Source organism: Erythrobacter sp. 'gip.4 top 5', assembly GCF_056495765.1.
On the sequence record NZ_CP200270.1, the window covers coordinates 1522421 to 1547384 of the forward strand.

Annotated in this window: 19 protein-coding genes and 1 tRNA gene; 8 read left to right on the forward strand and 12 right to left on the reverse strand. The window is 61.8% G+C overall.

What is annotated here, in order from left to right; translation table 11 throughout:
• Nucleotides 1-194 precede the first annotated feature (194 nt).
• Both glmS and ACRANW_RS07205 read left to right on the forward strand, forming a co-directional pair.
• Nucleotides 195-2030, forward strand: coding sequence for a glutamine--fructose-6-phosphate transaminase (isomerizing) (gene glmS / locus ACRANW_RS07200; protein ID WP_479433842.1), 1836 nt, complete (start codon nucleotides 195-197; stop codon nucleotides 2028-2030).
• A 93-nt stretch (nucleotides 2031-2123) separates the two neighbouring features.
• Nucleotides 2124-4490 (forward strand): putative bifunctional diguanylate cyclase/phosphodiesterase, encoded by a 2367-nt coding sequence (locus tag ACRANW_RS07205; protein WP_479433887.1) that lies wholly within the window; start codon nucleotides 2124-2126, stop codon nucleotides 4488-4490.
• A gap of 21 nt (nucleotides 4491-4511) precedes the next feature.
• On the opposite strand, the gene purQ is transcribed toward ACRANW_RS07205, so the two are convergent.
• On the reverse strand, nucleotides 4512-5201 hold the full coding sequence (gene purQ / locus ACRANW_RS07210; RefSeq protein ID WP_479433843.1) for a phosphoribosylformylglycinamidine synthase subunit PurQ: 690 nt from the start codon (nucleotides 5199-5201) through the stop codon (nucleotides 4512-4514).
• On the reverse strand, nucleotides 5201-5440 hold the full coding sequence (gene purS, locus ACRANW_RS07215) for a phosphoribosylformylglycinamidine synthase subunit PurS (RefSeq protein ID WP_479433844.1): 240 nt from the start codon (nucleotides 5438-5440) through the stop codon (nucleotides 5201-5203). Before purS ends, purQ begins: the two co-directional genes overlap by 1 nt.
• 305 nt (nucleotides 5441-5745) lie before the next feature.
• Between purS and ACRANW_RS07220 the strand changes: the two genes are divergently transcribed.
• On the forward strand, nucleotides 5746-7968 hold the full coding sequence (locus tag ACRANW_RS07220) for a TonB-dependent receptor (protein WP_479433845.1): 2223 nt from the start codon (nucleotides 5746-5748) through the stop codon (nucleotides 7966-7968).
• Between the two features lie 79 nt (nucleotides 7969-8047).
• On the opposite strand, the gene ACRANW_RS07225 is transcribed toward ACRANW_RS07220, so the two are convergent.
• The 7 genes from ACRANW_RS07225 to infA all read right to left on the reverse strand — a co-directional run bounded on the left by ACRANW_RS07225 (nucleotide 8048) and on the right by infA (nucleotide 14029).
• Entirely contained in the window at nucleotides 8048-10915 is a 2868-nt protein-coding gene (locus tag ACRANW_RS07225; protein ID WP_479433846.1) for a M16 family metallopeptidase, read from the reverse strand.
• An 80-nt stretch (nucleotides 10916-10995) separates the two neighbouring features.
• Nucleotides 10996-11799: a phosphoribosylaminoimidazolesuccinocarboxamide synthase gene (gene purC, locus ACRANW_RS07230; protein WP_479433847.1), complete on the reverse strand. Its 804-nt coding sequence runs from the start codon at nucleotides 11797-11799 to the stop codon at nucleotides 10996-10998.
• A 40-nt stretch (nucleotides 11800-11839) separates the two neighbouring features.
• Nucleotides 11840-11914, reverse strand: a tRNA-Phe gene (locus tag ACRANW_RS07235).
• Between the two features lie 129 nt (nucleotides 11915-12043).
• Nucleotides 12044-12232, reverse strand: a complete 189-nt coding sequence (locus ACRANW_RS07240) for a DNA gyrase inhibitor YacG (RefSeq protein WP_479433848.1) — start codon at nucleotides 12230-12232, stop codon at nucleotides 12044-12046.
• Entirely contained in the window at nucleotides 12229-13191 is a 963-nt protein-coding gene (locus ACRANW_RS07245) for a ribonuclease (RefSeq protein ID WP_479433849.1), read from the reverse strand. The genes ACRANW_RS07240 and ACRANW_RS07245 overlap by 4 nt, the downstream gene beginning before the upstream one ends.
• Nucleotides 13184-13684, reverse strand: coding sequence for a Maf family protein (locus tag ACRANW_RS07250; protein WP_479433850.1), 501 nt, complete (start codon nucleotides 13682-13684; stop codon nucleotides 13184-13186). The genes ACRANW_RS07245 and ACRANW_RS07250 overlap by 8 nt, the downstream gene beginning before the upstream one ends.
• Before the next feature lie 99 nt (nucleotides 13685-13783).
• Nucleotides 13784-14029, reverse strand: coding sequence for a translation initiation factor IF-1 (gene infA / locus ACRANW_RS07255; protein WP_007163491.1), 246 nt, complete (start codon nucleotides 14027-14029; stop codon nucleotides 13784-13786).
• Between the two features lie 235 nt (nucleotides 14030-14264).
• Here infA and ACRANW_RS07260 point away from each other — a divergent pair, with 235 nt between their 5' ends.
• Nucleotides 14265-17468 (forward strand): TonB-dependent receptor, encoded by a 3204-nt coding sequence (locus ACRANW_RS07260; protein ID WP_479433851.1) that lies wholly within the window; start codon nucleotides 14265-14267, stop codon nucleotides 17466-17468.
• On the opposite strand, the gene ACRANW_RS07265 is transcribed toward ACRANW_RS07260, so the two are convergent.
• Entirely contained in the window at nucleotides 17465-18709 is a 1245-nt protein-coding gene (locus ACRANW_RS07265; RefSeq protein ID WP_479433852.1) for a BaiN/RdsA family NAD(P)/FAD-dependent oxidoreductase, read from the reverse strand. The two genes, ACRANW_RS07260 and ACRANW_RS07265, sit on opposite strands and share 4 nt — an antisense overlap.
• 158 nt (nucleotides 18710-18867) lie before the next feature.
• On the opposite strand from ACRANW_RS07265, the gene ACRANW_RS07270 reads away from it, so the two are divergent.
• The 4 genes from ACRANW_RS07270 (at nucleotide 18868) to uvrC (ending at nucleotide 21928) form a co-directional block, all read left to right on the forward strand.
• Complete coding sequence (locus ACRANW_RS07270) at nucleotides 18868-19074, forward strand: hypothetical protein (RefSeq protein ID WP_479433853.1); 207 nt, start codon at nucleotides 18868-18870, stop codon at nucleotides 19072-19074.
• A 2-nt stretch (nucleotides 19075-19076) separates the two neighbouring features.
• A complete protein-coding gene (locus tag ACRANW_RS07275; RefSeq protein WP_479433854.1) occupies nucleotides 19077-19400 on the forward strand; it encodes an HPF/RaiA family ribosome-associated protein in 324 nt (107 codons plus the stop codon).
• Between the two features lie 28 nt (nucleotides 19401-19428).
• The gene (locus tag ACRANW_RS07280; RefSeq protein WP_479433855.1) at nucleotides 19429-19818 is read left to right on the forward strand and encodes a baeRF12 domain-containing protein; all 390 of its coding nucleotides are present in this window, start codon (nucleotides 19429-19431) and stop codon (nucleotides 19816-19818) included.
• Between the two features lie 136 nt (nucleotides 19819-19954).
• On the forward strand, nucleotides 19955-21928 hold the full coding sequence (gene uvrC / locus ACRANW_RS07285) for an excinuclease ABC subunit UvrC (RefSeq protein WP_479433856.1): 1974 nt from the start codon (nucleotides 19955-19957) through the stop codon (nucleotides 21926-21928).
• A 21-nt stretch (nucleotides 21929-21949) separates the two neighbouring features.
• Here the strand turns inward: uvrC and ACRANW_RS07290 are convergent, their stop codons facing one another.
• Nucleotides 21950-22855, reverse strand: a complete 906-nt coding sequence (locus ACRANW_RS07290; RefSeq protein WP_479431164.1) for an OmpA family protein — start codon at nucleotides 22853-22855, stop codon at nucleotides 21950-21952.
• A gap of 187 nt (nucleotides 22856-23042) precedes the next feature.
• A complete protein-coding gene (locus tag ACRANW_RS07295) occupies nucleotides 23043-24860 on the reverse strand; it encodes a DUF885 domain-containing protein (RefSeq protein WP_479431165.1) in 1818 nt (605 codons plus the stop codon).
• Nucleotides 24861-24964: the final 104 nt, after the last annotated feature.

Sequence of the window (24964 nt, forward strand, 5' to 3'; positions counted from 1 at the left end):
TGTTTCTTTCTTAAGCGCGGCGGCCCCGCCCACGGCCCTGTTTCCGCACTGGCCTCGCGCTGATCCCGGCCAAAACGCTGGGGCGGATCGTATCAGAGACAAAACGGAATGCGACGTGTGATCGGGGGGCTTGCCGTTGATGTGCGGTCGGCTAGAGCGGGCGAGGGGACGGTTATCGAGGGAATTTCCATACTATGTGCGGCATCATCGGGATTGTGGGCAACAGCAGTGTCGCTGATCGGTTGGTCGATGGTCTCAAGCGGATGGAATATCGCGGGTACGACAGCGCCGGGATCTGCACGCTTCATGATGGGGCGCTGGTGCGGCGCCGGGCCGAGGGGCGGCTGGTCAATCTGGCGAAGGTGCTGGTCGATGACCCTGCGCCGGGCCTGGTTGGCATCGCCCACACCCGCTGGGCCACCCACGGCGCGCCAACCGCGGCCAACGCGCATCCGCACGCCACGGGGGATGTGGCCATCGTTCACAATGGGATCATCGAAAACTTCAAGGAATTGCGCGCCGAACTCGTCGCAAATGGTCGCACCTTTGAAAGCGAGACCGATAGCGAAGTGGTTGCCCACCTTATCTCTGCCGAGGTTGAGGCGGGGGCCGACCCGGTCGCTGCCGTCCGTTCCGCGCTGCCGCGCCTGCGCGGTGCGTTTGCGCTCGCCATTGCTTTTCGCCAGCATCCCGATTTGCTGATCGGTGCGCGTCTCGGATCGCCGCTCGTGCTGGGCTACGGGCCGGAAGGCGAAGGCGCCGAAATGTATCTAGGCTCTGACGCGCTGGCGCTTGCGCCTCTGACACAGCGCATCGCCTATCTGGAAGAAGGCGATTGGGTCGTGGTGCGCCGCGATATTGCGCAGGTTTACGATGCGCAGAATAACCCTGTTACCCGCGAAATCCGCACGTCGGGCGCTTCAGCAGCGGCGGTGGAAAAGGGCAATTATCGCCACTTCATGCAAAAGGAGATCTTCGAGCAGCCCACTGTGGTGGCGCAGACGCTCAGCTCCTACTTGCGGCGTTCCGACAATTCGGTGGCGCTGCCGCAGATTGATTTCGACCTGTCGAGCATCCGTCGCTTGACCATCGTGGCCTGCGGCACCAGCTTTTACGCCGGGATGGTGGCAAAATATTGGTTCGAACAATTCGCCCGCGTGCCGGTGGATATCGATGTTGCATCCGAGTTCCGGTATCGCAATCCCGTGCTGGAAGATGGCGGGCTGGCCCTGTTCATCTCGCAGAGCGGGGAGACGGCTGACACGCTTGCCGCCCTGCGGCACTGCAAGGCCAACGGCCAGACAATTGGCGTGGTGGTCAATGTGCCGACCAGCACCATGGCGCGCGAGGCAGACCTTCTGCTGCCAACCCATGCCGGTCCGGAAATCGGCGTGGCGTCGACCAAGGCCTTCACTTGCCAGCTCGCCGTGTTGGCCGCGCTGGCCGCGCACATGGCGGTCAAGAAGGGTCGTCTGTCGCGCGAGGCGGAGTCCGAGATTGTGCGGCATCTGCTCGAGACCCCAGCCGCGCTCAACGCCGCGCTTGCGCATGATGACGATATCGCCGCGATGGCGCACCTCGTCGCCCCGGCGCGCGACGTTTTGTATCTGGGCCGCGGGCAGGATTATCCGCTCGCGCTGGAAGGGGCGCTGAAGCTCAAGGAAATCAGCTATATTCACGCTGAAGGTTATGCAGCGGGCGAGATGAAGCACGGCCCCATTGCCTTGATCGACGATGCGGTGCCTGTGGTGGTCATCGCACCGTCAGGGCCATTGTTCGAAAAGACCGTGTCCAACATGGAAGAGGTGCGTGCGCGCGGCGGGCAGGTGGTATTAATTTCCGACGCCAAAGGCATTGCCGAAGCGGGCGAGGGCTGTATCGCCACGATCGAGATGCCGGTGGTTCATCCGCTGATCGTGCCGATGGTCTATGCTGTTCCGGTGCAACTATTGGCCTATCACGTGGCGGTGGTCAAAGGCACCGATGTTGATCAACCGCGTAATCTCGCGAAATCCGTGACCGTGGAATAGCCGAAAGTGCGGGCAAGAATAGAGGCGCCAGATCTGGTTTATTCAGCAGACAAGCGGCAGCGTTCCTTTACCGCAACCTAACCATTGGCATGTATGCCATCGGGCGTGGTCAATCATCCCGCCTCCTTGCCGACGCCGCTAGTGGCTCAATTGCCGTTGTCCGACATTCTGGGATTGTCGCGCAAACCGGCGTTTGATCCTACCCGCTTGCGCAGGGACGAATATGGCGAACTGGCGCAGGCCAGCCGCAATCGGATGATGGCCAATGCGATTGTGGCGGTCTTCGTCGCCGCTGTGTTCGTGCCACTGATCGGGCTGGCATATGTCGCGCCTTGGGCGGGAACATTGGCCCTTATCCTTTACAAATCCCGGCAAACCGATCTGCTGCTGGTCGATCCGGGCCACCGGGCCGGGCCCGCCGCGGTTGAACGGTCGCAGAACCTGAACGCCGTTGCCAGTTCCGTCTGCTGGATCGCGGCGCTGATAGTGTTTCCTTGGCTGGCCGACGGCGCGCAGGCGCTGACAATGTTGCTGGTTGTGCTGGTGTTGATGATTTCATCAACCTTTGTGTTCTCCACCTCACCGCTCAGTGTGCTGATCTACATCGGTATCCTCGGAATGGGCGCGGCAGGCGCATTGGCAATCGAGGGCGAATGGCACGCGGCGTGCGGCGTGATCCTGTTCACCATTGCCAGTCTTGTCGCCACGATTCAGGTGCGATCAACCTTCGTCAAGGCGCGGTTGGCTGAAGCTGCTTTGATCGAAAAGGACGCCGTGGTGTCCCTGCTGCTGCGCGAATTCGAGGAGAACGAGGCCGACTGGCTGTGGGAAGTTGATCCCGCCCGTCGGCTCCGTTCGGTTTCACCGCGCTTCGCCTTTGCACTGGGCCGTGCGCAGGCCGATATCGAAGGCAAACCCCTGCTGGAGATGATCTCTGGCCGCAACTGGGCAAGCGGGCAGTTTCCCCCAAGCCTCCACGATCTGGCTGAGCGTTTGAAGAATCGCGAAAACTTTTCGACCATGTTGGTACAGGTCCAGATTCTGGGTGAAGAGCGCTGGTGGGAGCTGTCCGGCGCGCCGATGCGCGATGAACAAGGGCGGTTCATCGGCTTTCGCGGCGTGGGTTCGGATGTGACTGAACAGCGCAAATCGTCGGAGAAGATTGCCTATCTCGCGCGTTATGACACGTTGACGCAACTGCCTAACCGATTGCATCTGACCGAGGCTTTGGGCGAAGCGCTGCGCTACGCTGTGCAATGGCGCACCCGCTGCGCATTGCTGATGGTCGATCTTGATCGGTTCAAGTCGGTGAATGATTCGCTGGGGCATATGACGGGTGACAAGCTGCTGGGGCAGGTTGCGGCCCGGCTGCAATCGTTGATGGGCGAAAACCAACTGGTCGGACGCCTGGGCGGCGACGAATTCGCTATCGTCATCCGTGATGCCAGCACACCTGGCTGCGTGCGGAGTTTGGCCCGCCGCGTGATCGAGCGTTTGTCCGAGCCCTACCAAGTCGATCATCACACGCTTTATGTGGGAGCCAGCGTCGGGTCTGCCGATGGTCCGCGCGATGGCACAACGGTGGAAGAATTGATGCGCAACGCCGACCTTGCGCTGTATCAGGCCAAAGATGACGGCGGTGGCGAGCATCACCGCTTTGAGCCTGAACTCCACGCCACAGCAGAAGAACGCCGTTCGCTGGAGGCGTCCTTGCGCAAGGCGTTAGGACGCGACGAGCTGGTGCTGCATTATCAACCTGTGGTTGATGCCCGCAGCGAAAGCGTGGTCAGTTTCGAAGCATTGGTACGCTGGAACAGCGCAGAGCACGGCTTTGTCTCACCGGGCAAGTTTATCCCCTTGGCTGAAGACACCCGCCTGATTATTCCGATTGGTCAATGGGTGCTGCGCAAGGCGTGCGAGGAGGCGTGCCATTGGCCGGAACACATCAAGGTCAATGTCAACGTCTCGCCCGAACAGCTGCTTGAACCCGATTTCCATGCAGATGTGGTGCGCACCCTGGCTGAAACCGGGCTCAATCCCGAACGTCTTGAGATCGAAGTGACGGAAAGCATCTTCCTGCGCGATGCCAGCGTGGCGCGCAACGCGCTGGAGCAGGTCATGGCGCTTGGCTGTTCGGTGGCGCTGGATGATTTTGGCACGGGTTATTCATCGCTGGGTTACTTACGCAAACTGCGGTTCTCGACGATCAAGGTCGATCGGACCTTCGTGCAAGGCGCGGCACAGAACAGTGCCGAAAGTCTCGCCATTATCAACGCCGTCGTGGCGATGGCTCAGAGCCTGAAGATGACGACCACCGCAGAAGGGGTCGAAACGGCGGAGGAAGCCGAACTGATCCGCAATCTGGGTTGCGACAAGATTCAGGGGTTCTATTTTGGTCGGCCGATGCCTGCCGACGATGCCCGCGGCCTGTTCCGCGTGATGCAGCAGCAGCGCGCATAACGCGCCAGATCAGGTGCCAGATCACACGGTGGCGAAGGCTTCTACGATGTTGGCGAACAAACGCCGCCCGTCAGCCCCGCCCAGTGCCTCCACCGAAGCAGGTTCAATAGCGCGTTCAGGGTGCGGCATCATGCCCAGTACTCGGCCGTTGGCGCTCAAAACCCCGGCAATATCGCGCGCTGATCCATTGCAAGCAGTCGCATATCGGAAAGCGACACGGCCTTCGCTTTCGATCCGGTCGAGCGTTTCGGCATCGGCGTAGTAATTGCCGTCATGATGCGCGACCGGCACGCGAAGCGTCTCGCCCGCGGCAAAGCCAGCTGTGAAAGGTGATGTGGTGTTAGCGACCGTAAGATCGACGGTGCGACAGATGAAGCGCTGACCGGCATTGCGCAGCAGCGCCCCTGGTAGCATCCGCGCTTCAGTGAGCACCTGAAAGCCGTTGCACACGCCCAGCACCGGCACACCGCGCTGGGATGCGGCCATAACTGCGCGCATGATCGGACTGTTTGCCGCCATCGCGCCCGAACGCAGATAATCGCCGTAGGAAAAGCCGCCCGGCAATGCGATCAGATCAAGCCGGTCTGGCAGATCGGCATCGCCATGCCATACGCGCAGCGCAGGCTGGCCCGATACTGCCTCCAGCGCTGTCGCCATGTCCCGGTCGCAATTGGAGCCGGGGAAGGTGATGACCGCCGCCCGGAACGCCATCAACCTGCGGTCCCCGTTTCAATCGTGAAGCTTTCGATGACCGTGTTGGCGAGCAGTTTTTCGCACATTGCCGTGATCGTGTCGTGATCAGTGCCGTCGGCCAGATCAAGCTCGATCAGCCGACCGATCCGCACGTCTTCGACCTCTGCAAAGCCCAGGCCTTCAAGCGCGTGACGGACCGCGCGGCCTTGCGGATCGAGCACGCCGGGTTTCAATCGGACAAGAACACGCACTTGCATGATTGGTACTCCATTTCGGTCCGCACCGCAGGGGGGCGCGATTTCAGGCCGCTATAACGTTCCGGTGCGCGTGTGCAATCACGCTGTTCGCTCCTGCGCCCCAAGCCCGGGCGCAGCGTTCCTGTCACATTGCGGTCGTCAATTGCCCATGATTGTAACTTGGATGCAACAACTGTCCCAATAACGCCTTCAAACCGGCATCTTGGCGCAACATTGGACAAACCCCTTATCGCGCGAATCGGACAATACTGTCACCGGCGCGGCGAACACATGCTTGGTCCGTTCAAACCTGAAGGGGTTGTCCGATGTCTCTCCGCCTCGATGCATTTCGTACGCTTTATTCCTGTTCTACGGCGCTCGCGGCGGCTGTAGCTTTCGGTGTCGCCGCACCTGCCGCCGCGCAGGACAGCGAAACCACTGAGGCGAGCGAAGGGCAGCTTGCCACCATCATCGTCACCGCTAACCGGCGTGAGGAGAGCCTCCAGGACGTGCCGGTATCTGCCGACATTCTCGATGCTGAACGCGTCGCGGCAATCTTCAGCGGATCGGCTGACATCACCGCGCTGGCCGGAACTGCGCCGGGCCTTAATGTCGAAAGTTCCAACGGCCGCGTTGCGCCGCGGTTCTATATCCGCGGGCTTGGCAACACCGATTTCGATCTGGCCGCATCGCAGCCGGTTTCGGTGCTGCTTGACGATGTCGTGCTGGAAAACGTCACGCTCAAAAGCTTCCCGATTTTTGATGTCGAGCGGGTTGAAGTGCTGCGCGGTCCGCAAGGCACGCTGTTTGGCCGCAACACACCCGCCGGTATCGTAAAGATCGAATCGGTCAAACCGAGCCATGATACAAGCGTGGTTGCGGGGCTTTCATATGGCAGCTTCGACACGGTGTCGCTCAATGGTGCGGTCGGCGGATCAATTGTTGAGGACGTGGTGGCGTTCCGCGCCTCGGCGCAGCTTCAGCGCCGCAGCGACTGGATTGACAACGGCTTCACCGGTCAGGATGACGCCCTCGGCGGCTTCACCGATATCGCGATGCGTGGGCAGCTGCTGTTTACGCCAACCGAGCGTGCGAGCGTTCTGGCCGCGGTCAACTTCCGCGATCTTGATGGCTCGTCCACCATCTTCCGCGCCAACATTCTTGGGCCCGGCAATAACCGGCTCAACAACAATTATGATCGCAACACCGTCTTTTATGACGCCGGCGGCGGCAACGTGGCACAATATCAGCAGTTTGGCGCCACGCTGACAGCGGCCTATGAATTCGACGGCGCAACGCTGACCTCGATCACCAGCCGCTGGACCAGCGAAGGGTCAAGCCGCGGCGATGTCGATGGCGGCAATCTGGCGGGTCCGGGATTCATTCCGTTCGCATCGGACACGCAGGATTCGATCGATCTCAAGCAGACCACACAGGAAGTACGGCTGGCCTCAAACGGCAGCGGACCGCTCACCTGGCAGGTTGGCGGGTTCTATTTCGAAAGCGATTTTGATGTGACCACGGTGGGCTTTACCTTCCCCCCGCCGGTGACCGTCAACCACACCAACGAAGCATGGGCGCTGTTCGGTCAGGTGGGCTATCAATTGACCGATACGCTGCGCGCCACCGGGGGCATCCGTTACACCGATGATCAGAAGGACTTTTTCGTTCGTTCGGGCGCCGCGCCGCAGCCGCGCAGCGTGCAGGATGACCAGTTCGACTGGGATGTCAGCCTGTTCGCCGACCTGTCGCCTGACGTGAGCGTTTACGGCAAGATCGCCAATTCCTTCCGTGGGCCGACCATTCAGGGCCGCGACGTGGCCTTCTTCAACCCGCCGTCAGTGGCGCAATCGGAGAATATCACCTCCTACGAGGTGGGCTACAAGACGGAATTGGCTGATCGCCGGGTGCGTCTGAACGGGGCAGTCTATTACTACACGGTCGAAAATCCGCAGTTCACGGCCGTTGGCGGGGCGGGCAACCTCGTGCAGCTTATCAACGCCAACAAGGGTGAGGGATACGGCGTCGAATTTGATGGCGCCTTCCAGATTACGCCTGCGTTTCTGGTGACGCTGGGCGTTGCGTATAACAATACCGAGATCAAGGATCGCAATCTCGAAGTCGGCACCTGTGCGCAATGCACTGTGACCGATCCGACCCGCACAGTGGCCGGGGCCTTTGGTCCGGTCACATTTGCTGCGATTGACGGAAACCCCTTCCCCAATGCCCCGGAATGGAGCGGCGATTTCACCGCCCGCTACGCCATTCCGGTGGGCAGCGCGGGCGAGTTTTTCGTCTTCACAGACTGGGTGTTCCTGGGGGACACCAATTTCCTGTTGTATGAAAGCCGCGAATTCAACGCCAAGAGCCGGATCGAAGGCGGCCTGAGGGTCGGCTATTCGGGCGCCGACGGGCAGTGGGAAGTGGCTGCCTTTGCGCGCAACATCACCAATGAAGACAACGTGCAAGGCGTCATCGACTTCAATAATAACACCGCCTTCGTCAATGATCCGCGGATCATCGGCGTCAGTTTCGGCGTTAAGTACTAAGGGCGAGCCTTCCTCGCGAAGGAAAAACCGAAGGGGAAAAAGCCGGCAGGGGGCGACCTGCCGGCTTTTTCTTTGATCGCTATTCCGCTTTCGCTTCGGGCAGGACGTTAAATTCGACCGCGTCCTCGGGCGCGAGGTATTCAAGCGCGGTTCGATAGATGTCTTCGGGTGTGATCGCGGCCATTACCGATGGTATCGCAAGAAAGCGATCCAGCCGTTGCGGCTCGCTTTGGGCGCGTGCGGTGAGCGCGGTCCAGCCGCCCAGATCCTTGAGCGCATTGTTATATTCTTCAAGATAGGGCTTGCGCGCCCGCTCCAGCACATCGGCATCGAGCAGGCCTTTGCGCAGATCCGCAATCAGCCCCTGCAGCGCGGCGCGGCTCGCTTCGACCTGGTCGGCTGCCACGGACGTGCTGATGATGAAATTGCCATAACCGGGGTAATAACGGCTGGGTTGCGAGCCGGCAGAAGGCGAATAGGCCTGCCCAAGTTCCTCGCGCAGACGGTCCGTCAGTTCCAGCCTCACGATGCGCGACAAGAGATCGAGCCGCAGTGTTTCGCCAAGATCGCTGTCATCAGTGGTCGGCCAGTACCATTGCAGCAGGGCCTGATCGGGCTCGCCTTTGTGGGTCAGGATGCGCTGACCCCTTGTATCGGTGAACGTGCGAATGCGGTTCTCGGTGCGCGGATTAAACGCGGCCTCTCGCTGGGGCAGTGCACCCAGCGTGGCGGCGACCGCGGCGATCGCTGTGTCTTCATCAAGATCGCCGACCAGTGCGACTTCGATTGCGCCGCGCGCCAGACGATCGCTGATGGCAGCCCGTAAGCCATCGTAATCGAGCGCGAAGAACGCCTCCTTGGATTGGAGGCTGAAGCGCGGATCATTGTCCGAAAGGATCGCACCGCTTGCCAAAGACAGCGCTCGGCTGGGGGTGGAATCGAGCGTGTTGAAGAAGTTGTCGATATTCTTGCGATACCGCTCCACGCCTTCGGGCCGGTAGCCCGGATCGGTCAGTGTCGCTGTCAGCACCTGCATTTGCTGCAGCAGATCGCGCGGGGTGGTAAGGGAGGATGCGGTGAAGACGTCGGTTGCGCTGCCCAAGCCAAAGCTGACGCTGCGGCCTGCCAGCACGCTCGCAATCTCATCCTGACTATGCTTGCCAAGCCCGCCTGCCGCCAATGAACTGGTGAGGTAGGTGGCAAGTGGTGCATCGCGGGTGTTCATCAGATCGCCGCCGTCCATCGCGAAGGCGACGGAAATGCGGTCCTTGCGCACATCGGTGCGCTTGAGGTTAAGCCGCACGCCGTTGGCAAAGACGATCCGCCGGATGCCGAGCCGCTCCTCAACGCTGTCAGATACCACCGTGCCTGGCGTGCCGAAATCGCTGTAGCCAAAGGCCAAGGGCCCGGTATCGACCGGGGCAGCGATCGCAAGCGCCATGCCGTCTTCAAAGGCAGCGCGTAAGCCCGCCTCTCCGCCTTCGGGTGCCAAGCGACCTACAAAGCGGATCAGCGGGCTCTCCAGCGGCGCAGCATCGGCTTTGACAGCCTCCCACAGCGCCTGCGGGGTCATCTCAGGAGCAAGCCGCTCAAACTCGGCCAATTGCCATTCGGGTGTCACCGGGACACGCTCATTGCCGACAAGCGCAAGCGCCGCGTTCGCAAAGGCACTGTTGCTGCGGGTGTCTGCGGACTTCACCGCGTTTTCCAGCGAGGTGCGGATATTGGCGAGCTGTTCGTCAACTTCGGCCTGGGTGAAACCGAAAGCCAGCGCCTGATTGACCTCCCGCGTCGCGGCCAGCACGCCCTTTTGCCATTCGCCATCAGCGCTGCTGACCGAAAGGCTGGTGATGCGCGCATCTTCGAAGATGTCGCCCGAGCCAAACTGCGCTCCGCGAAATGGCGCATCGGCACCGCGAGCAAGCCGTGCAAGGCGACGGCCGATGACCCCATAGCCAACACCGCGCAACAACCCGGCCCTGCGATTGGCGATAGTATCCGGCTCCTCGCGCCACGGTGCGAGGCGGCTGATGGTGACGCTCTCTGGCAAGGCGGGGTCGAGGTGAATATCTGTCAGGCCTTTGCGGGTCACATCGATCGGTCCGGCGACAGGCTTTACCGGGGCTGAGGCAGGGGCCCAGTCGGCAAAGCGCGTTCGGATTGCAGCTTCGACCACGTCGACCGGAAAATCGCCGACAACCACCACTACGGTGTTCGATGGGCGATAGGTGCGCTCGTAAAGCGCACGAATCTGCGCAGCGGTCGCGCCCTCAAGCACCTCGATCGTGCCGATCGGCAAACGCTCGGTATAGCGCGCACCCGGCGCGACAAAGGCGGCGTTGTCTTCGTAATTGCGCTGCTGGAAACCGGCCCGGTCGCGCCGCTCGGCCAGGATGATACCGCGTTCGCGCTCGACTGCGTCCTGCGCAATCGTAAGCTCGCTCGCCGTTTCGCGCATCAGCATCAGCGCGATGCCCAGCAACGCCTCGTTATTGCGCGGCAGGTTGAGCAGATAGGTGATCGCTTCGAACCCGGTCGAGGCATTGGTGTCCGCGCCAAAGGCCAGCCCTTCGCGTTCGAGCAATTTGATCATCTCGCCTTCGGGGATGCCGTTAGATCCGTTGAAGGCCATATGTTCGAGATAATGGGAAAGACCGCGTTCGGTGTCGGTTTCTTCCAGCGCGCCCGAATCGATCCGCATCCGCACCAGCGCCGTGCCAGCAGGCGTGGCATTGCGCCGGATGATATAGCGCATCCCGTTGTCGAGCTGCCCGAATGTGTAGCCGGTATCAACCGGAACATCGCTTTCCTCGAAAGCCCACGTCGGTGCGGGCGGTTCAGCCGGTCCCTGGACGGAGGGCGCATCCTGCGCAGCGAGGGCAGTGGTAAAGGCAAGCGGCGATAAGGCCAGGAGAAGGCCGGCAGCGACAGGGAAATTCCGGATCAATATCAGACATCTCTTGGATCGTTGATGAGCGCTGCAAGATTAGCGCGTCGATCCCGTCTGTCAGCCTATTTCTGCGCCATTCATTTCTTCAGGGGCGGGGTCCCGCGCAGGCGTGAGCGGGCGTGGGACAGGTCGAAAACCTCACCCGGTCCATTGTCCTCGGCGTTCAGCAGGCCAAGGCGGCGGGCGACTTCACGGTAAGCCTCTTCCTCCCCGCCCAGATCGCGGCGGAAGCGATCCTTGTCGAGCTTTTCGCCCGTCACCATATCCCACAGGCGGCAGCCATCGGGGCTGATTTCATCGGCCAGGATCACGCGGCTGTAATCGCCATCGTAAAGCCGCCCGAACTCCAGCTTGAAGTCCACCAAGCGAATGTCGATCGCGGCGAACATTCCGCACAGGAAATCGTTGATGCGGATCGCCATCGATGAAATGTCGTGCATTTCCTCGTTGGTGGCCCAGTTGAAGCAGGCGATGTGCTCTTCCGATACCAGCGGATCGCCCAGCGCATCATCCTTGTAGTAATATTCGATCAGCGTGTGGGGGAGCGGCTCACCCTCTTCGATGCCGAGGCGCTTGCTGATGGAACCGGCGGCGACATTGCGCAGCACCACTTCCAGTGGAATAATCTCGACCTGCCGGATCAACTGCTCGCGCATGTTCAGGCGGCGGATAAAGTGGGTGGGGATGCCGATATGGGCGAGGCGGGTGAACACATGTTCGCTGATGCGATTGTTGATCACGCCCTTGCCGTTGATCGTGCCTTTTTTCTCGGCATTGAAGGCGGTCGCGTCATCCTTGAAATACTGGATCAGCGTGCCGGGCTCCGGACCCTCATAAAGGATCTTGGCCTTGCCTTCATAGATTTTGGTGCGGCGGGACATTGGCACTTTCCCTTTAGACTAATGGCCCTTTTTTAGCGAATGGTGCCCGAGGGCGGATTTGAACCACCGACACGCGGATTTTCAATCCGCTGCTCTACCCCTGAGCTACTCGGGCATTCGCTGCCAGCGACGGGGTTGAGCCTGTCGGCCGCCCCGGCGAGCAAATGAGAGCGGCCCTATGGCGAAGGCGGCGGGGGTTGGCAAGGGACTTTTGCGTCCCGCGCGCAAGATAATTGCGCTTTGGTCAATCCTGCTCGCGCCAGTCTTCCGAGGCCAGCGTCTCCGGGTCGGCAGGCGGGCCGGGGACAGCGTAGGAATCCGAGAACCAGCGCGCCAGATCGCGATCCTTGCAGTGCTGCGAGCAGAAGGGGTGGAATTGCGAGGCACGCGGCTTGCGGCAGATGGGGCAGGGCTTGGTTGCGGCGAACGTCATAATAACAGAAGTTGGGCACTTGCAGCCTCGATCGCAAGGGCCGGATCGACCGCTATTTCTACCACCCGCCCGGTCCGGCGCGCCAGTTCACCCAGCCATTCCGGCTTGAGCTTGGGTTTGAGGGCAGGGTGAACCGTCAGCAGCAGCGTTCGCCCCGTGCCGCTATCTGTTGCCAGTTCCGCCCGCCGTAGCGCCATGCGCGTCGCTGCGCCCAGTCTGTCGGCCGCAAAACGATGCAGCAACGATGGGCCTTCTAGTCGCGCGACCAGCTGGACAAAGCCGAAGCCGTTCATCGCGGTGCGTTCATGCGGCCAGCCTGCCAGCGCCGCATCAAGCGCCGCGTCCACCGCACGGCGATCAGCCTTGGCGGTCAGCGTGGGGAAGTCGATCCCGATGTTCCCGCCAATCTCGAACCACGCGCAGGCGCGTTCAATCGCGGAGACCGCGGCCAGCGCCACGTCCCGCGGGGCACCGATTCCGTCGATGTCGATCACGGTCATGGCCGGCGTGACGCTGACCAGCACCTCTCCGCCGGGAAAATCGAGACTGCCGGAAGCAGCAGCCTGCCACACATCCTCCCACAGACCTGACGCGAATCGGCGGACCGTCATGCCACCTTGCAAGGGGGGATTTGTCAAAGGGGCATCAGCTGCCATCACCCGAGCCTGCGCACGTTTCAGCCGGCCCCGCTCGGCGATTGGGGCGCGGGTGACGACCAGATTGAGCGTCTGCCCTTCAGTTGCGGTCGGCGGCAGGTGATCCACCAAGGCTTCCGCACCGCTTTCCAGCAACACGACGCCGCGCCGCGATCCCTTCAGCTTGGCGGTCAGCTTGCCCTTTGCGGGTTGCCCGGCGCGCCGCTCGCCCGGCCAGAACACCTTGGCCGCCAAGACCCGTTCGCCTTCGATCAGCAAGGCACGGGTCTCACCAATGCCTTCCTCGATCAGCCAGTCAGGCAATGGGAAACCCTGCCGCCTTCAGTAATGCACGTGTTTCATAAAGCGGCAGACCCATAACGCCCGAATGGCTGCCCCTGATCCATTCGATTAGTCCCTCGGCCGCACCCTGAATGGCGTATCCGCCTGCCTTGCCCTGCCATTCGCCACTGGCGAGATAGGCGGCGATTTCTTCGGCAGAGAGCCGCTTGAAATGGACAATGGTTTCGCAAAGGCGTTCGCGAAGGGTGCCATCCGGTGCAAGCAGCACGACGCTGGTGAGCACCTGATGCCGCCGTCCGCTCATCAGATCAAGGCAGGCGCGCGCCTCGCTTTCCGTTTCGGTCTTGGGCAGGATCCGGCGTCCGACGGCCACAACCGTATCGCCTGCCAGCACATGACCCGGTGCTTCCACCGCAAGCGCCTTTTCACGGCCCATCCGCATGACATAGGCACGGGGAAGCTCACCCTTGTTCGGGGTTTCGTCGATGTCAGCAGGAACAATTGCGTCAGGCATCAACCCAAGCCGTGCGAGCAATTCGCGCCGGCGGGGCGAGGCTGACGCCAATGTCAGTTGCGCAGAAGTGTCTGGGGCGCCCATCGGGGCCGCCAGCCTTTACTGCGGGCCGGGGCCGCCACGACCCGGCATGAAGCGGTAGGTGATCCGCGCCTTCGTGAGGTCATAAGGTGTCAGCTCGCAAAGCACTTCATCACCCACCAGCACACGAATGCGATTCTTGCGCATCTTGCCGGCGGTGTGCCCGAGCACCTCATGGCCGTTTTCAAGCTCCACCCGGAACATCGCATTGGGCAGCAATTCAACCACGCGCCCGCGCATTTCGAGGAGTTCTTCCTTGGCCATGTAATTCCTTTGGATATTTTGCGGCGCACAATACGCCCGTCGATGTGGGGAGGCGCTTTAGCGATGCGGGAACCAAAAGGGAAGGCTCGTGCGTTAGGCGCAGGATAAGCGGGTATTTGCAGGCCTGGTTCAGGGTGCATCGTGCATCTCGGCAACGCCAATCTGCGAAAACGCCCGGCCCCGAAGAAGCGGTAAGATGCCGCTCTTCGGTACGACTTGTAAACAAAGGGACTCCATGAACCTCTCCCCGCTCTCCCGCGCCGGTTTGCGCGCTGGCACGTGCGCTATCGCCTTTGTTCTTGCCGGGCCCCTGTCGGCAACGGCGAGCGCCTCTACGCAGCCGCAGCCCGATCCGGCAGATGCGCCTGCACAGGAAGAGGCAGATAGCGCTAGCGACATCGCAGGAGACGAGATCATCGTCCGGTCGGGCCGGCTGCGCGGGCAATTGTTCGTGGATCAGGCACCTTTGCTTGAGCTCGATGAAACTGCGATTGCCGCCGAAGGGGTCACGTCGATCACCGATCTCATTGCCCAGATCAGCGCGCGTACCGGATCGGCACGTGGTCGCGGCGGCGGCGGCCAGCCGGTGATCCTCGTCAATGGCATCCGAATCGGATCATTCCGCGAATTCGCCAATTATCCGCCCGAAGCACTCGCGCGCGTTGAAGTCTTCCCCGAAGAAGTCGCCCAGCGGTTCGGCTTTGCGCCTGATCGGCGGGTCATCAACCTGATCCTCAAAGACAACTACTCCAATCGTCAGGTCGATCTGGAGTTTCAGGCGCCTTCACGCGGGGGCTACGCCCGCACGGAACAACAGCTTGGCATTCTCAAGATTGCCGATGGCGGACGCATCAACGCCAGTATTGAGGTGCAGGATACCTCTATTCTGACCGAGGATGAGCGTAATATCCGTCAAACCGAAGGATCGGTTTCAGAGGTGCCGGGTGATCCCAATCCCGCGCAGTTCCGCAGCCTGTTGGCCGATACCTTCGGGCTGGAAGCGAACCTATCGTGGGCCAAGGCCATCATCGACAGCGGCACGTCGCTTAGCGCCAACCTCAATTATGACCGCAGCGAAAACCGCAGCCTTGATGGGTTGAACAGCATCGTGCTGAGCGCCGATGACACGGGCGCCGGAACCTTCCGCACCTTCGGCGGCGATACGCCGCTAGCCCGGCGCTCTTCGACGGACACGATTTCGACCGCAGGTTCGCTGACAAAGCCGGTGAACGCTTTCCGCCTCACCACGACGTTCGACGGATCGTTTGCCGAAAGTGAGACAGAGATCGACCGGCGTCTGAGACCGGATCAGCTTGAGGTTTTCGAAAACGCGGCGCTTGCCGGAACGCTGGCTGTCGATGGGCCGTTGCCCAGCGATACGGCCAACGGTTTCGACGTGGCACGCAGCCGCTCGCTCAATGGCGCTTCGCTGACCACGCTGGAAGGACCGGTCGCTTCGCTTCCTGCGGGCGAAGTGCTCGCGACCTTCGATGTCGGCCTGAACTGGCAGCGAATCGAAAGTGCGGACACGCGCTCATTGACCGACGTGGCTTTAACCCGCCGCCAGCTTTCGACAGGCGCCAATCTTGTCATACCGCTGACCAGTCGGCGAGAGGAATTTGCTGACGCGCTCGGCACATTCACGCTCAACCTTCAGGCAGGGATCGAGGATCTCAGCGATTTCGGTCTCCTGGGTGATTGGAACGCAGGCATCACGTGGCAGCCCTTCGACGGGCTCGACCTTTCGGCGACCTATATCTTGCGCGAAGTCGCGCCCGGGTTGGCAACGCTGGGCAATCCACAGATCACCAATTTCAACGTGCCGGTGTTCGATTTCGTGCGCGGCGAGACGGTGTTGGCCGATGTGCTGACCGGCGGCAATCCTGATCTTCCGGCCGAAACCCAGCGCGACTGGAAGTTCTCGGCCAATTGGGAATTGCCGTTCTGGGAAAATTCGCGGTTGGGGGTGGATTACATCCGCAACCGATCGGACAATGTGGTGAGCGGATTCCCGCAGATCACGTCCGATATCGAGGCAGCCTTTCCGGGCCGTGTGACGCGCGACGCCGATGGCCGACTGATCGCGATTGACCGGCGTTCGGTCAGCTTTGCCGAGACGCGAGCAGACCGGATCCAGTTCACCTTTTCCACCAACGGCAGCATCGGTGCCCCGGCCGGGGGCGAGGGCGGCGGTCGTGGCGGGCGATTTGGCGGCGGCGCTCCGGCAGCCACGCCATCGGCCGCACCTGTTCCCGCGCCCCCGACCACCGGCACAACCCCTGATGCCGTCCCCGCTGGGCCAGCAGCGCTGGGCGGACGGCCAGCGGGCGGCATGGGCTTTGGCGCAGGCGGTGCAACCACACCCGAACAGCGCGAGCAGTTCATGGCCTTCCGCACACGCTTGTGCGCCGACGACGGACAGGCGTTTCTTGAAAAGCTGGTTGCCGCGATCGATAGCGGCGCGGACATTTCGGCCGAGTTTCCCGGCATTGATCCGGCGCGCCTTGCCCCAATGCTCGCGCGCTTGCGGGGTGATGACGGGACAATCGATCCGGCACGTTTGGCGCAGTTCCGCACACGCATCTGCGCCATTGATCCGGCGACAATGTCTGCGGCTGCGGGCGGTAACGGTACTCCGGCAACCCTCCCGCCGCAATTTGCGGCATTTCGAGAGCGCGCGTGCGGGCCGGACGGCGTGGCCGTGATTGCCGACCTCGTCGCCAGGATTGACCGCGGCGAAGATGTCTCGGCCGATCTTCCGGGAATTGATCCTGCCTTCATCAAGATGGCGCTGGACCGGTCGCGCTTGCCCGACGGGACAATCCCACCCGAAGCACTGGCGCAATTCCAGCAGCGCTTTTGTGCAGCCACGCCCGCCGCGGGCGGCGCAGGCGGTCCCCCGGCGGCTGGCGGCGGCGCGCCTGCGGGTGGACCTGCGTTTAATCCCTTGGCCCAGCGCAGTTTCCCCGGCTGGCGGTATTTCTTCAACCTGACGCACACGATCGAACTTGCCAACGAGATCCTGATTGCGCCAGGCCTCGCGCCGCTCGATCAGCTTGACGGGCAGGCCACCGGTGCCTTTGGCCAGCCGCGCCATTCCAGCAGACTGGAGGCAGGCTTGTTCGGCAAGGGTGTCGGCTTCCGTCTCTCGGGCATCTACACGGGCAAAACCCGGCTCGACGGCGCCGTTGGCACCAGCGATCTGTTCTTTGATGATATCGCCACTTTCAACCTGCGCATCTTTGCTAACATGGGCGAAGTGACGGGCAAGAACGAAGGCGTCCTCAAGGACTTCCGCGTTTCGCTTGTGGCCGACAATCTGTTCGACGCACAGCGCAACGTGCAGGATTCGGCGGGCATAACGCCGGTCAATTATCAGCCCTTCGTGATCGATCCCTTGGGCCTCTATCTTGGGATCGACCTTAGAAAGCTGTTCTAATCCCGCGCCTGGGCGAGCGCTTCGACGCAAACAAAGCCGCTCGCCCAGGCCCATTGGAAGTTGTAGCCGCCAAGCCATCCGGTAACATCCACGGCTTCACCGATGGCATAGAGTCCTGGAACCTTGGTGGCTTCCATCGTCCGACTGGAAAGTTCCGCCGTGGCGATGCCGCCTGCGGTGACTTCGGCCTTGGCAAGCCCTTCGGTGCCATTGGGGGCGAAGCGCCAATCGGAAAGGCGCGACTGTGCCGTGCGCAGATCCTTATCCGAAACATTGCCAAGCTCGCGCTCCAGGGCCAGCCGATCGGCCAAGGCATCGGCAAGGCGCGCTGGTAGACGTTCGCGAAGGAGCGTGCGCAGGTGTGTGCGGGGGCGGTCACGCTTGGCCTCCAGCAGCCAATCGGTCGAAGCATCGGGCAGGAACGTGATGCCGACCTCCTCGCCACGGCGCCAATAGGACGAGGCTTGCAGGATGGCCGGACCCGATAGCCCCTTGTGCGTAAACAGCGCAGCCTCGGCGAACTCGGCCTTCGCTTTGCCCGCACCGGCCCGCGCTCGCACCGGGGCAGCGACGCCCGACAATTCACGAAACAGCGCATCCTCGCCCCCCAGTGTCAGCGGGACGAGGGCGGGGCGAGGTTCCACAACCTTCAGTCCGAACTGCCGCGCAAGGCCATAGGCAAAGTCGCTCGCCCCCATTTTGGGGATCGAGGGGCCACCAGTGGCAATCACCAGCGCAGGTGCGCGCCATACGCGGCCATCTGCGGCGGTGACGGTGAACATGCCAACGGAATCCCGCGCCACTTGCGCCACATCAACCTCGCAGGTCAGTGCCACTGTGTCAGGCGGGCATTCATCCAACAGCATCGCCACGATTTGCTTGGCCGATCCGTCACAGAACAATTGCCCCAGCGTCTTTTCGTGCCACGCGATCCCATAGGCTTCGACCAGCGCGATGAAATCGGCTGGCGTGTAGCGCGCCAGCGCGCTCTTGGCGAAATGGGGGTTGGCCGAAAGGTAATTGTCAGGCCCCGCACCCAGATTGGTGAAGTTGCAGCGCCCCCCGCCCGAAATCAGGATTTTCTTCCCCGGCGCATCGGCCTTTTCCAGCAAAGCAACCCTGCACCCGCGCTGTCCGGCCTGTCCGGCAGCAAAAAGCCCCGCCGCGCCCGCGCCGAGAATGATGACATCATGCATAATCACCACGCCGCGATAGGGCCTGCGTGCGCCGTTGCCAATCATGTCCGGTGTTGGTGCCCCGTCGCCGCGAAAGGCTCAGCCTGCCGCCTTGGGCAGCGCAGATGGAACATAAGCCTATCGTTTGCTGTTGAATAACCTAAGCCCGAGCGCTCAGCCTGAGCGCCCGGGACGATAATGATAAAGAAGGAGGACGTGGCAACATGACCGATAAGACTCAGAAAGACATCGCCGACAAGGCCATGCAACTCAAAACCGACAACGCGCCAGCGCAGGATCATTTGAACCGCCAGGAAGACACCGCAGGCGACGGTCCGATTGCCGAACGCAATCAGAACGAGCCCGTGTCGGGTGCTTTCGATGCTGAAGGTCAGCGCCCTGTTCTGGAACGCAGCAGGAAGGCGCGCTGATTATGGATATCCGCTTTAATTCCGACAACGCTATCGAAGGTACGGCCGAAATGGCCGAACAGGTCCGCGAACGGATCACGGAACGGTTAAATACCCGGTTTGGTGAACGTCTGACGAGGGTTGAAGTGCACGTCCGCGACGTCGATGGCGATAGCAATCGCAGCGATGGCGTAGAAGCTACTCTGGAAGCGCGCCCCAAAAACGGAGCGCCGATTGCGGTTTCCGGCCGGGCTGCCGAACCGTTTGATGCAGTCAACGCCGCACTCGGCACTCTGGTCGAGCGCCTCGATTCGGTTTTCGGCAAAGCCGACCGTCACCGCGGCTAAGCAATCCCCAAATCTAGGAAGACAATGCATGGATATTCCCGAAGGCACGCATGTGGCCGTTGTTGATGGCGAACGCTTCATCTGGTTGCGCAACAAGGGTGATGCAACGCACCCGCAGCTTGACCTGATTGGTACGCCCGAACTTGACCCGACCAATCGCAGCCAAGGCAACAACGCAGAAGGCAACGAAAGCGATCTCGACGAGTCTGCGCATGTCGCAGCGGTGGCGGAATGGCTGAACCATCAGGTGCTCACCAACAAGATCGACAACCTGATCGTGGTGGCGGACAAGCGTTCGCTTGGCGAAATTCGCAAGCATTATCATGGCGAGCTTGAAAAGCGTCTTGTCGGTGAAGTCGGCAAGGCTTTGACGAGTCACTCTATCGAAGACATCGAACAGTCCATTACAGCGGCCTGATCACTTCGTAGCTCTCAACAAAAGGGGCACGGGTTAAACACCCGCGCCCCTTTTTCGTTATGCTGACCCATCATGCCTGTCGATGAGCGAGCTTTCCGGCTTGGACAGATGGCGGCGCAATCCCTATCTGGCAGCCATGGCCAAGACCCCCGCAGGCACTCCCGGTTATCCGCCCCAAGGCCCTGGGGGATCAGAGCGATTCAACGAAGAGCGTGCCGCCTACACCGTGTCCAGCGCCCAGCCCGATCTGGAAGGCGGGGTCGCGGCGATCCGTAATACGGTGAAGGTGCTTAAACCCGTGCCGGGTGTGTATCGGATGCTCGATACCCGCGGCGAGGTGCTGTATGTGGGCAAGGCACGCAGCCTGAAGGCCCGCGTCGCCAATTACACCCAGATTGCCGGGCTTTCGGGCCGGTTGCAGCGCATGGTCAGCCAGACCCGCAGCATGGAGATCATCACCACCAACTCCGAGGCCGAGGCGCTGTTGCTCGAAGCGCAGTTGATCAAGCGGTTCCGTCCGCCGTTCAACGTGCTGCTGCGCGATGACAAAAGCTTCCCCTTCATCCTACTGCGCGCCGATCACGCCTTCCCGCGCATCCAGAAACATCGCGGTGCGCGCCGGGCCAAAGGCAATTACTATGGGCCATTTGCCAGCGCGGGTAGCGTGAACAGCACGCTGAACGCGCTGCAGAAACTGTTTCTGCTGCGGTCCTGCACCGACAGCTTCTTCAACAACCGCGACCGGCCGTGCCTGCTGTATCAGATCAAGCGATGTTCGGCGCCGTGTGTGGGGCGGATCGACGCGGGCGGCTATGAAGCGCTGGTGCGGCAGGCCAAGGACTTCCTGTCGGGCAAATCGGGCGCGGTGCAAGCCGATCTGGAGCGGCAGATGGCGGATGCGGCGCAGAACCTGCAATTCGAAACCGCGGCGATGCTGCGCGACCGGTTGCGCGCGGCGACCTTCATTCAAGGGTCGCAGGCAATCAATGCGCAGGGGCTGGGTGACGCTGATATTTTCGCGCTGGCGGCCAAGAGCGGGCAGATGAGCGTGCAGTCCTTCTTTATCCGTGGCGGGCAGAACTGGGGCCACCGTGCGCTGTTTCCGCGTCACACCAATGATGTCGACGAAGCGCAAGTGCTCGCCGATGTGATGCTGCAATTCTACGAAGAAGTGCCGCCGCCCCCCACCATTCTGGTGGACCGTGAACTGCCGGAGCGCGAGCTGATCGAAGCGGCCTTGAGCGAGCTTGCCGGCCGCAAGGTGCGTGTGACCATCCCCGAACGCGGCGACCGGCGCAAGCTGATGGCGCAGGCGCAGCGCAACGCGATAGAGGCGCTGGAGCGGCGGCTGGCCGAAACCGGCACCAAGGCGCGGCTCAATCGCGAGCTGGCGGAGTTTCTTGAGCTCGACACCCCGCCGCAGCGGATCGAAGTGTATGACAATAGCCACATTCAGGGCACCAAGGCGGTAGGCGCGATGGTCGTTTCCGGGCCGGACGGGTTCGAGAAGGGCCAATATCGCAAATTCAATATCCGCGAAGCGCAAACCAATGATGACTTTGCGATGATGCGTGAAGTGATGGCGCGCCGGTTCCGCAACTTTGCGCCGGGTGAGGAAAATCCGGAGGCGAAAGCGGGCGGGCACGAAACGGTGCTGCCCGATCTGCTGCTGATCGACGGTGGCAAGGGCCAGCTTTCCAGCGTGATGCGCGTGCTGGAGGACATCGGCATCGCAGACGAGGTCGCCGTGGTCGGTGTCGCCAAGGGGCCGCATCACGGGCGCGACGGGCGCGAGGTGTTTCATTTCCCCGATGGGCGCGAAAAGATGCTCCCCGTCAATTCGCCACTGCTGTTCCACTTGCAGAACCTGCGCGACGAGGTGCACCGCTATGTCATCGGCGCGCACCGCGCCAAGCGGTCCAAAGCGATTACGGCCAGCCCGCTGGATGAAATCCCCGGCGTCGGCCCGGCTCGCAAACGCGCGCTGCTGCTACATTTCGGCACCGCCAGCAAGGTGCGCGCCGCCGCGCTGGAAGATCTGCAACGCGCGCCCGGTGTCAGCGCGTTGGTGGCGCGCAAGGTCTATGATTTCTATCACGCGGGCGGGTAGCGCCTCTGGCTGGCAGGCCGGTTACTGCCCGTCGAGGGCCTTGCTCACCAGCACATTCACCGAAACGCGGCGGTTCTGTGCGCGGCCCGCGGCGGTGGTGTTGTCGGCTGCCGGATCGGCGGTGGCCATGCCGGTCGGGGTGAGCATCCGGTAGGGCTTCCACTTGCACACCTGCTGCAAGTGATTGACCACCGCGGCGGCGCGCTTTTCGGACAAGGTCTGGTTGACCTCCTGCGAGCCGGTCGAATCGGTGTAGCCGAGCACCAGCATCAGCGAATTTTCGTTCGCATTGGCGTTCTGCGCCGCTGCGCACAGTTCGGCCTTGGCGGCGGGCGTCAGCATCGACCTGCCGGTGTCGAAATAGACATTGGTGGTGCTTTTCAGATTGTACTTGTCGATATCGCCAAGGCGACCACGAAGCGCTTCGGTGGCGGCGGCATTCTGCTGGATGGCCGCGCCTTGTTCGCCAAACTGCTGCTGCGTGCCACCGCGGATCATCGCCGCGATCTGGCGATCATCGTTCGTGAAACGCACTTCGCTGGCGACAAGGCCTTCGCCATATTGCGCGGTCTTCACGATCACCGGCAGGCCGTTGATAAGCGCGCTTTGATCGAACGCCTTGTTGCCGATCCCCAGGAAGCCGCCGCGGGTGCGGATTTCGGTTTCGGGGTGGAGCGTGATCATGGTGGTGGTGCCATCATCGGCGGTCACTTGCAAGCGTGAGCCTCTGCGTGCCGAGATGATCCCGGTGATCTTGGCGCCTTCTGTCATTTCTGCGAGCGGCGGGAGCGAGCTGTAGACGGTGGTCAGGACCTCGCCTTGGTCATTGGCAGGAACCTGCGTCTGCGCCGAAAGGCTTGTGGCAGAAACAGCGCCCAGAAGAGCGATCAGCGCGAATTTGCGCGCCGTGCGGATGGTGTTGGTCACAGTGGTTTTGCTCCGGTTTTGGGCCGCGATCCCGTGAGGTGGCCCGTGATTTCTATGCGTCGCGCCGCGTGGTTGTTGATCGGCGCCTTGCTCGCAGATGAACGACGAAGCCCCGGTTACCCGATGATTGGGCGACCGGGGCGCAAGATGCGACGAATTGAGGCAAAATCGTGGCCTGCGGCGGTCGTCAGTCCGAGGTCTGATTCGCAATCCAGCGATCAATCTTGGCTTCCAGCACCGTCAGCGGCAGTCCGCCGGTATCGAGCACCTCCGCATGAAAAGCCTTGATGTCGAACCTGAGGCCCAGCGCCGTTTCGGCTCGCTGGCGCAGTTCCTGGATTTTCAGCGCGCCAATCTTGTAGGCCAGCGCCTGCGACGGGATGGCGATGTAGCGGTCCACCTCGGCCACGACTTCGGTGCGGGTCATGCCTGAATTGTCCATCATGAAGTCGATTGCCTGATCGCGGCTCCAACCCTTGGCGTGGATGCCGGTATCGACCACCAGACGCATCGCGCGAAGCTGTTCGTCCTGCAAGGTACCGTAGCGGTTCCAAGGGTCCTTGTAGAAGCCCATCTCGTAGCCCAGCGTCTCGGCATACAGCGCCCAGCCTTCGACATAGGCCGTGGTGCCGCCGTACCGCATGAAGGCAGGCAGAGCCTCGTTTTCCTGCGCAAGGCTAATCTGGAAATGGTGTCCCGGCGCGCCTTCGTGGAGGTACAGCGTGACATTGCCCGGCGTCAGGCGGCTGGGCAGGTCATACGCATTGAAATAGAACACCCCCGGACGCTCCCCGTCAGCCGAGCCTGACTGATACGAACCGCCCGCCTCAAACTCCTCGGTCGAGGTGTCATAGGGGCGGATTTCCAGCGGCGACTTGGGGATCAGCGAAAAGTAGTCGCCGATCTTGGCGTCGACCTGCTTGCCGATGTCGTAATAGGATTGGGTCAAGCTTTCGCGAGTCTTGGGCTGGAATTTGGGGTCGGTGCGGACATAATCGAAGAACTGGTTGAGCGTGCCCTTGAACCGCACTTCAGTCTTCAGCTTTTCCAGATCCGCCTTGATCCGCGCCACTTCCGATAGGCCAAGTTGGTGGATCGTTTCGGGATCGAGCGGCAGCGTGGTCGAATCCTCGACCAGGCGAGCATAAAGTTCGGCCCCGCCTTTCATCTGGGAAAGGCCGATGCTGTCGCGAGCGACCGGCAGGTATTCGTCACGCAGAAAATCACGCAGACGCGTGTTGGCTTCGTAAATGTCAGCGGTTTTGGCGGCGTATTCGGCGGCAAGCCGCGCCTCGTCGGCATCGGACATGGTGTCAGGGAAGGCCTTGGTCGGCGCCATGAACTGCGAATCTGCCAGCGGGGTTTTCAGCTGCGTGTCGAGCTGGGTGACCATGATGCCGACCGTGAGTTTGGTTTCCAGAACCCCGCTGGCCATGCCTTCCCGAAACTTGCCGATCGCACGGTCAATGAAGGCGATGTAGTCATCGTGGCGCGACAAGTTGTCCTCGTAATTCGCAAGCGTCTTGAACGGGGCGACCCCGGTGCCGCTGGCGAATTGCGGGTAAAACGTGTGCAGCCCGAAGAAGTGATTGAGCGGGCGCACTTCGGTCAGGGCGCGCATTTCATCGGTGTAGCCTTCAAGCGTGTTGTCCTGCGTGTATTTGAACACGTCATAGGCCAGCTGGTCGGTTTCAGAGAGCTTGGCGCGGTCGATCGCGGCGAGCAGCGCCAGATTGAGCTTGATGTCGGTGCGGCTGGCAAGGAAGGCGGAGTCGGTTAGCAGATCGCCCAGGCGGTCGGCATTTTCTTCCTCGCCCCGGAACAGCCGCGACAGCGGATTGAGCGCCAGTTCGCGCGCGTCCGCATCAGCGAACAGAGCGAACAGCCTGTCGTGTTCCGATGTCTCGACGGCGGCGGTCACCGGCTGGGTAGCAGTCTGCGCAAAGGCAGGTGCGGCGGTCAGCAGCAGTGCGGTCGATGCAGCAAGGGCAAGGCGCAAGGTCATGTAAACGGTCCCCAGAGGCAAGATGCCAACGGCCGGGCGCTAGGCTTCAGACACTTTTGGCGCAAGCGTGCTGGTGACGAGCGATCAAGCCAGCTCGACCGGAG

Excerpts from the sequence above, each read along its gene's own strand:
- glmS (WP_479433842.1), top strand. The coding sequence starts at position 195 with ATGTGCGGCATCATCGGGATTGTGGGCAACAGCAGTGTCGCTGATCGG.
- ACRANW_RS07205 (WP_479433887.1), top strand. The coding sequence starts at position 2,124 with ATGCCATCGGGCGTGGTCAATCATCCCGCCTCCTTGCCGACGCCGCTA.
- purQ (WP_479433843.1), bottom strand. The coding sequence starts at position 5,201 with ATGGCGTTCCGGGCGGCGGTCATCACCTTCCCCGGCTCCAATTGCGAC.
- purS (WP_479433844.1), bottom strand. The coding sequence starts at position 5,440 with ATGCAAGTGCGTGTTCTTGTCCGATTGAAACCCGGCGTGCTCGATCCG.
- ACRANW_RS07220 (WP_479433845.1), top strand. The coding sequence starts at position 5,746 with ATGTCTCTCCGCCTCGATGCATTTCGTACGCTTTATTCCTGTTCTACG.
- purC (WP_479433847.1), bottom strand. The coding sequence starts at position 11,799 with ATGTCCCGCCGCACCAAAATCTATGAAGGCAAGGCCAAGATCCTTTAT.
- ACRANW_RS07240 (WP_479433848.1), bottom strand. The coding sequence starts at position 12,232 with ATGACGTTCGCCGCAACCAAGCCCTGCCCCATCTGCCGCAAGCCGCGT.
- ACRANW_RS07250 (WP_479433850.1), bottom strand. The coding sequence starts at position 13,684 with ATGCCTGACGCAATTGTTCCTGCTGACATCGACGAAACCCCGAACAAG.
- infA (WP_007163491.1), bottom strand. The coding sequence starts at position 14,029 with ATGGCCAAGGAAGAACTCCTCGAAATGCGCGGGCGCGTGGTTGAATTG.
- ACRANW_RS07260 (WP_479433851.1), top strand. The coding sequence starts at position 14,265 with ATGAACCTCTCCCCGCTCTCCCGCGCCGGTTTGCGCGCTGGCACGTGC.
- ACRANW_RS07265 (WP_479433852.1), bottom strand. The coding sequence starts at position 18,709 with ATGATTGGCAACGGCGCACGCAGGCCCTATCGCGGCGTGGTGATTATG.
- ACRANW_RS07270 (WP_479433853.1), top strand. The coding sequence starts at position 18,868 with ATGACCGATAAGACTCAGAAAGACATCGCCGACAAGGCCATGCAACTC.
- ACRANW_RS07275 (WP_479433854.1), top strand. The coding sequence starts at position 19,077 with ATGGATATCCGCTTTAATTCCGACAACGCTATCGAAGGTACGGCCGAA.
- ACRANW_RS07280 (WP_479433855.1), top strand. The coding sequence starts at position 19,429 with ATGGATATTCCCGAAGGCACGCATGTGGCCGTTGTTGATGGCGAACGC.
- uvrC (WP_479433856.1), top strand. The coding sequence starts at position 19,955 with ATGGCCAAGACCCCCGCAGGCACTCCCGGTTATCCGCCCCAAGGCCCT.
- ACRANW_RS07295 (WP_479431165.1), bottom strand. The coding sequence starts at position 24,860 with ATGACCTTGCGCCTTGCCCTTGCTGCATCGACCGCACTGCTGCTGACC.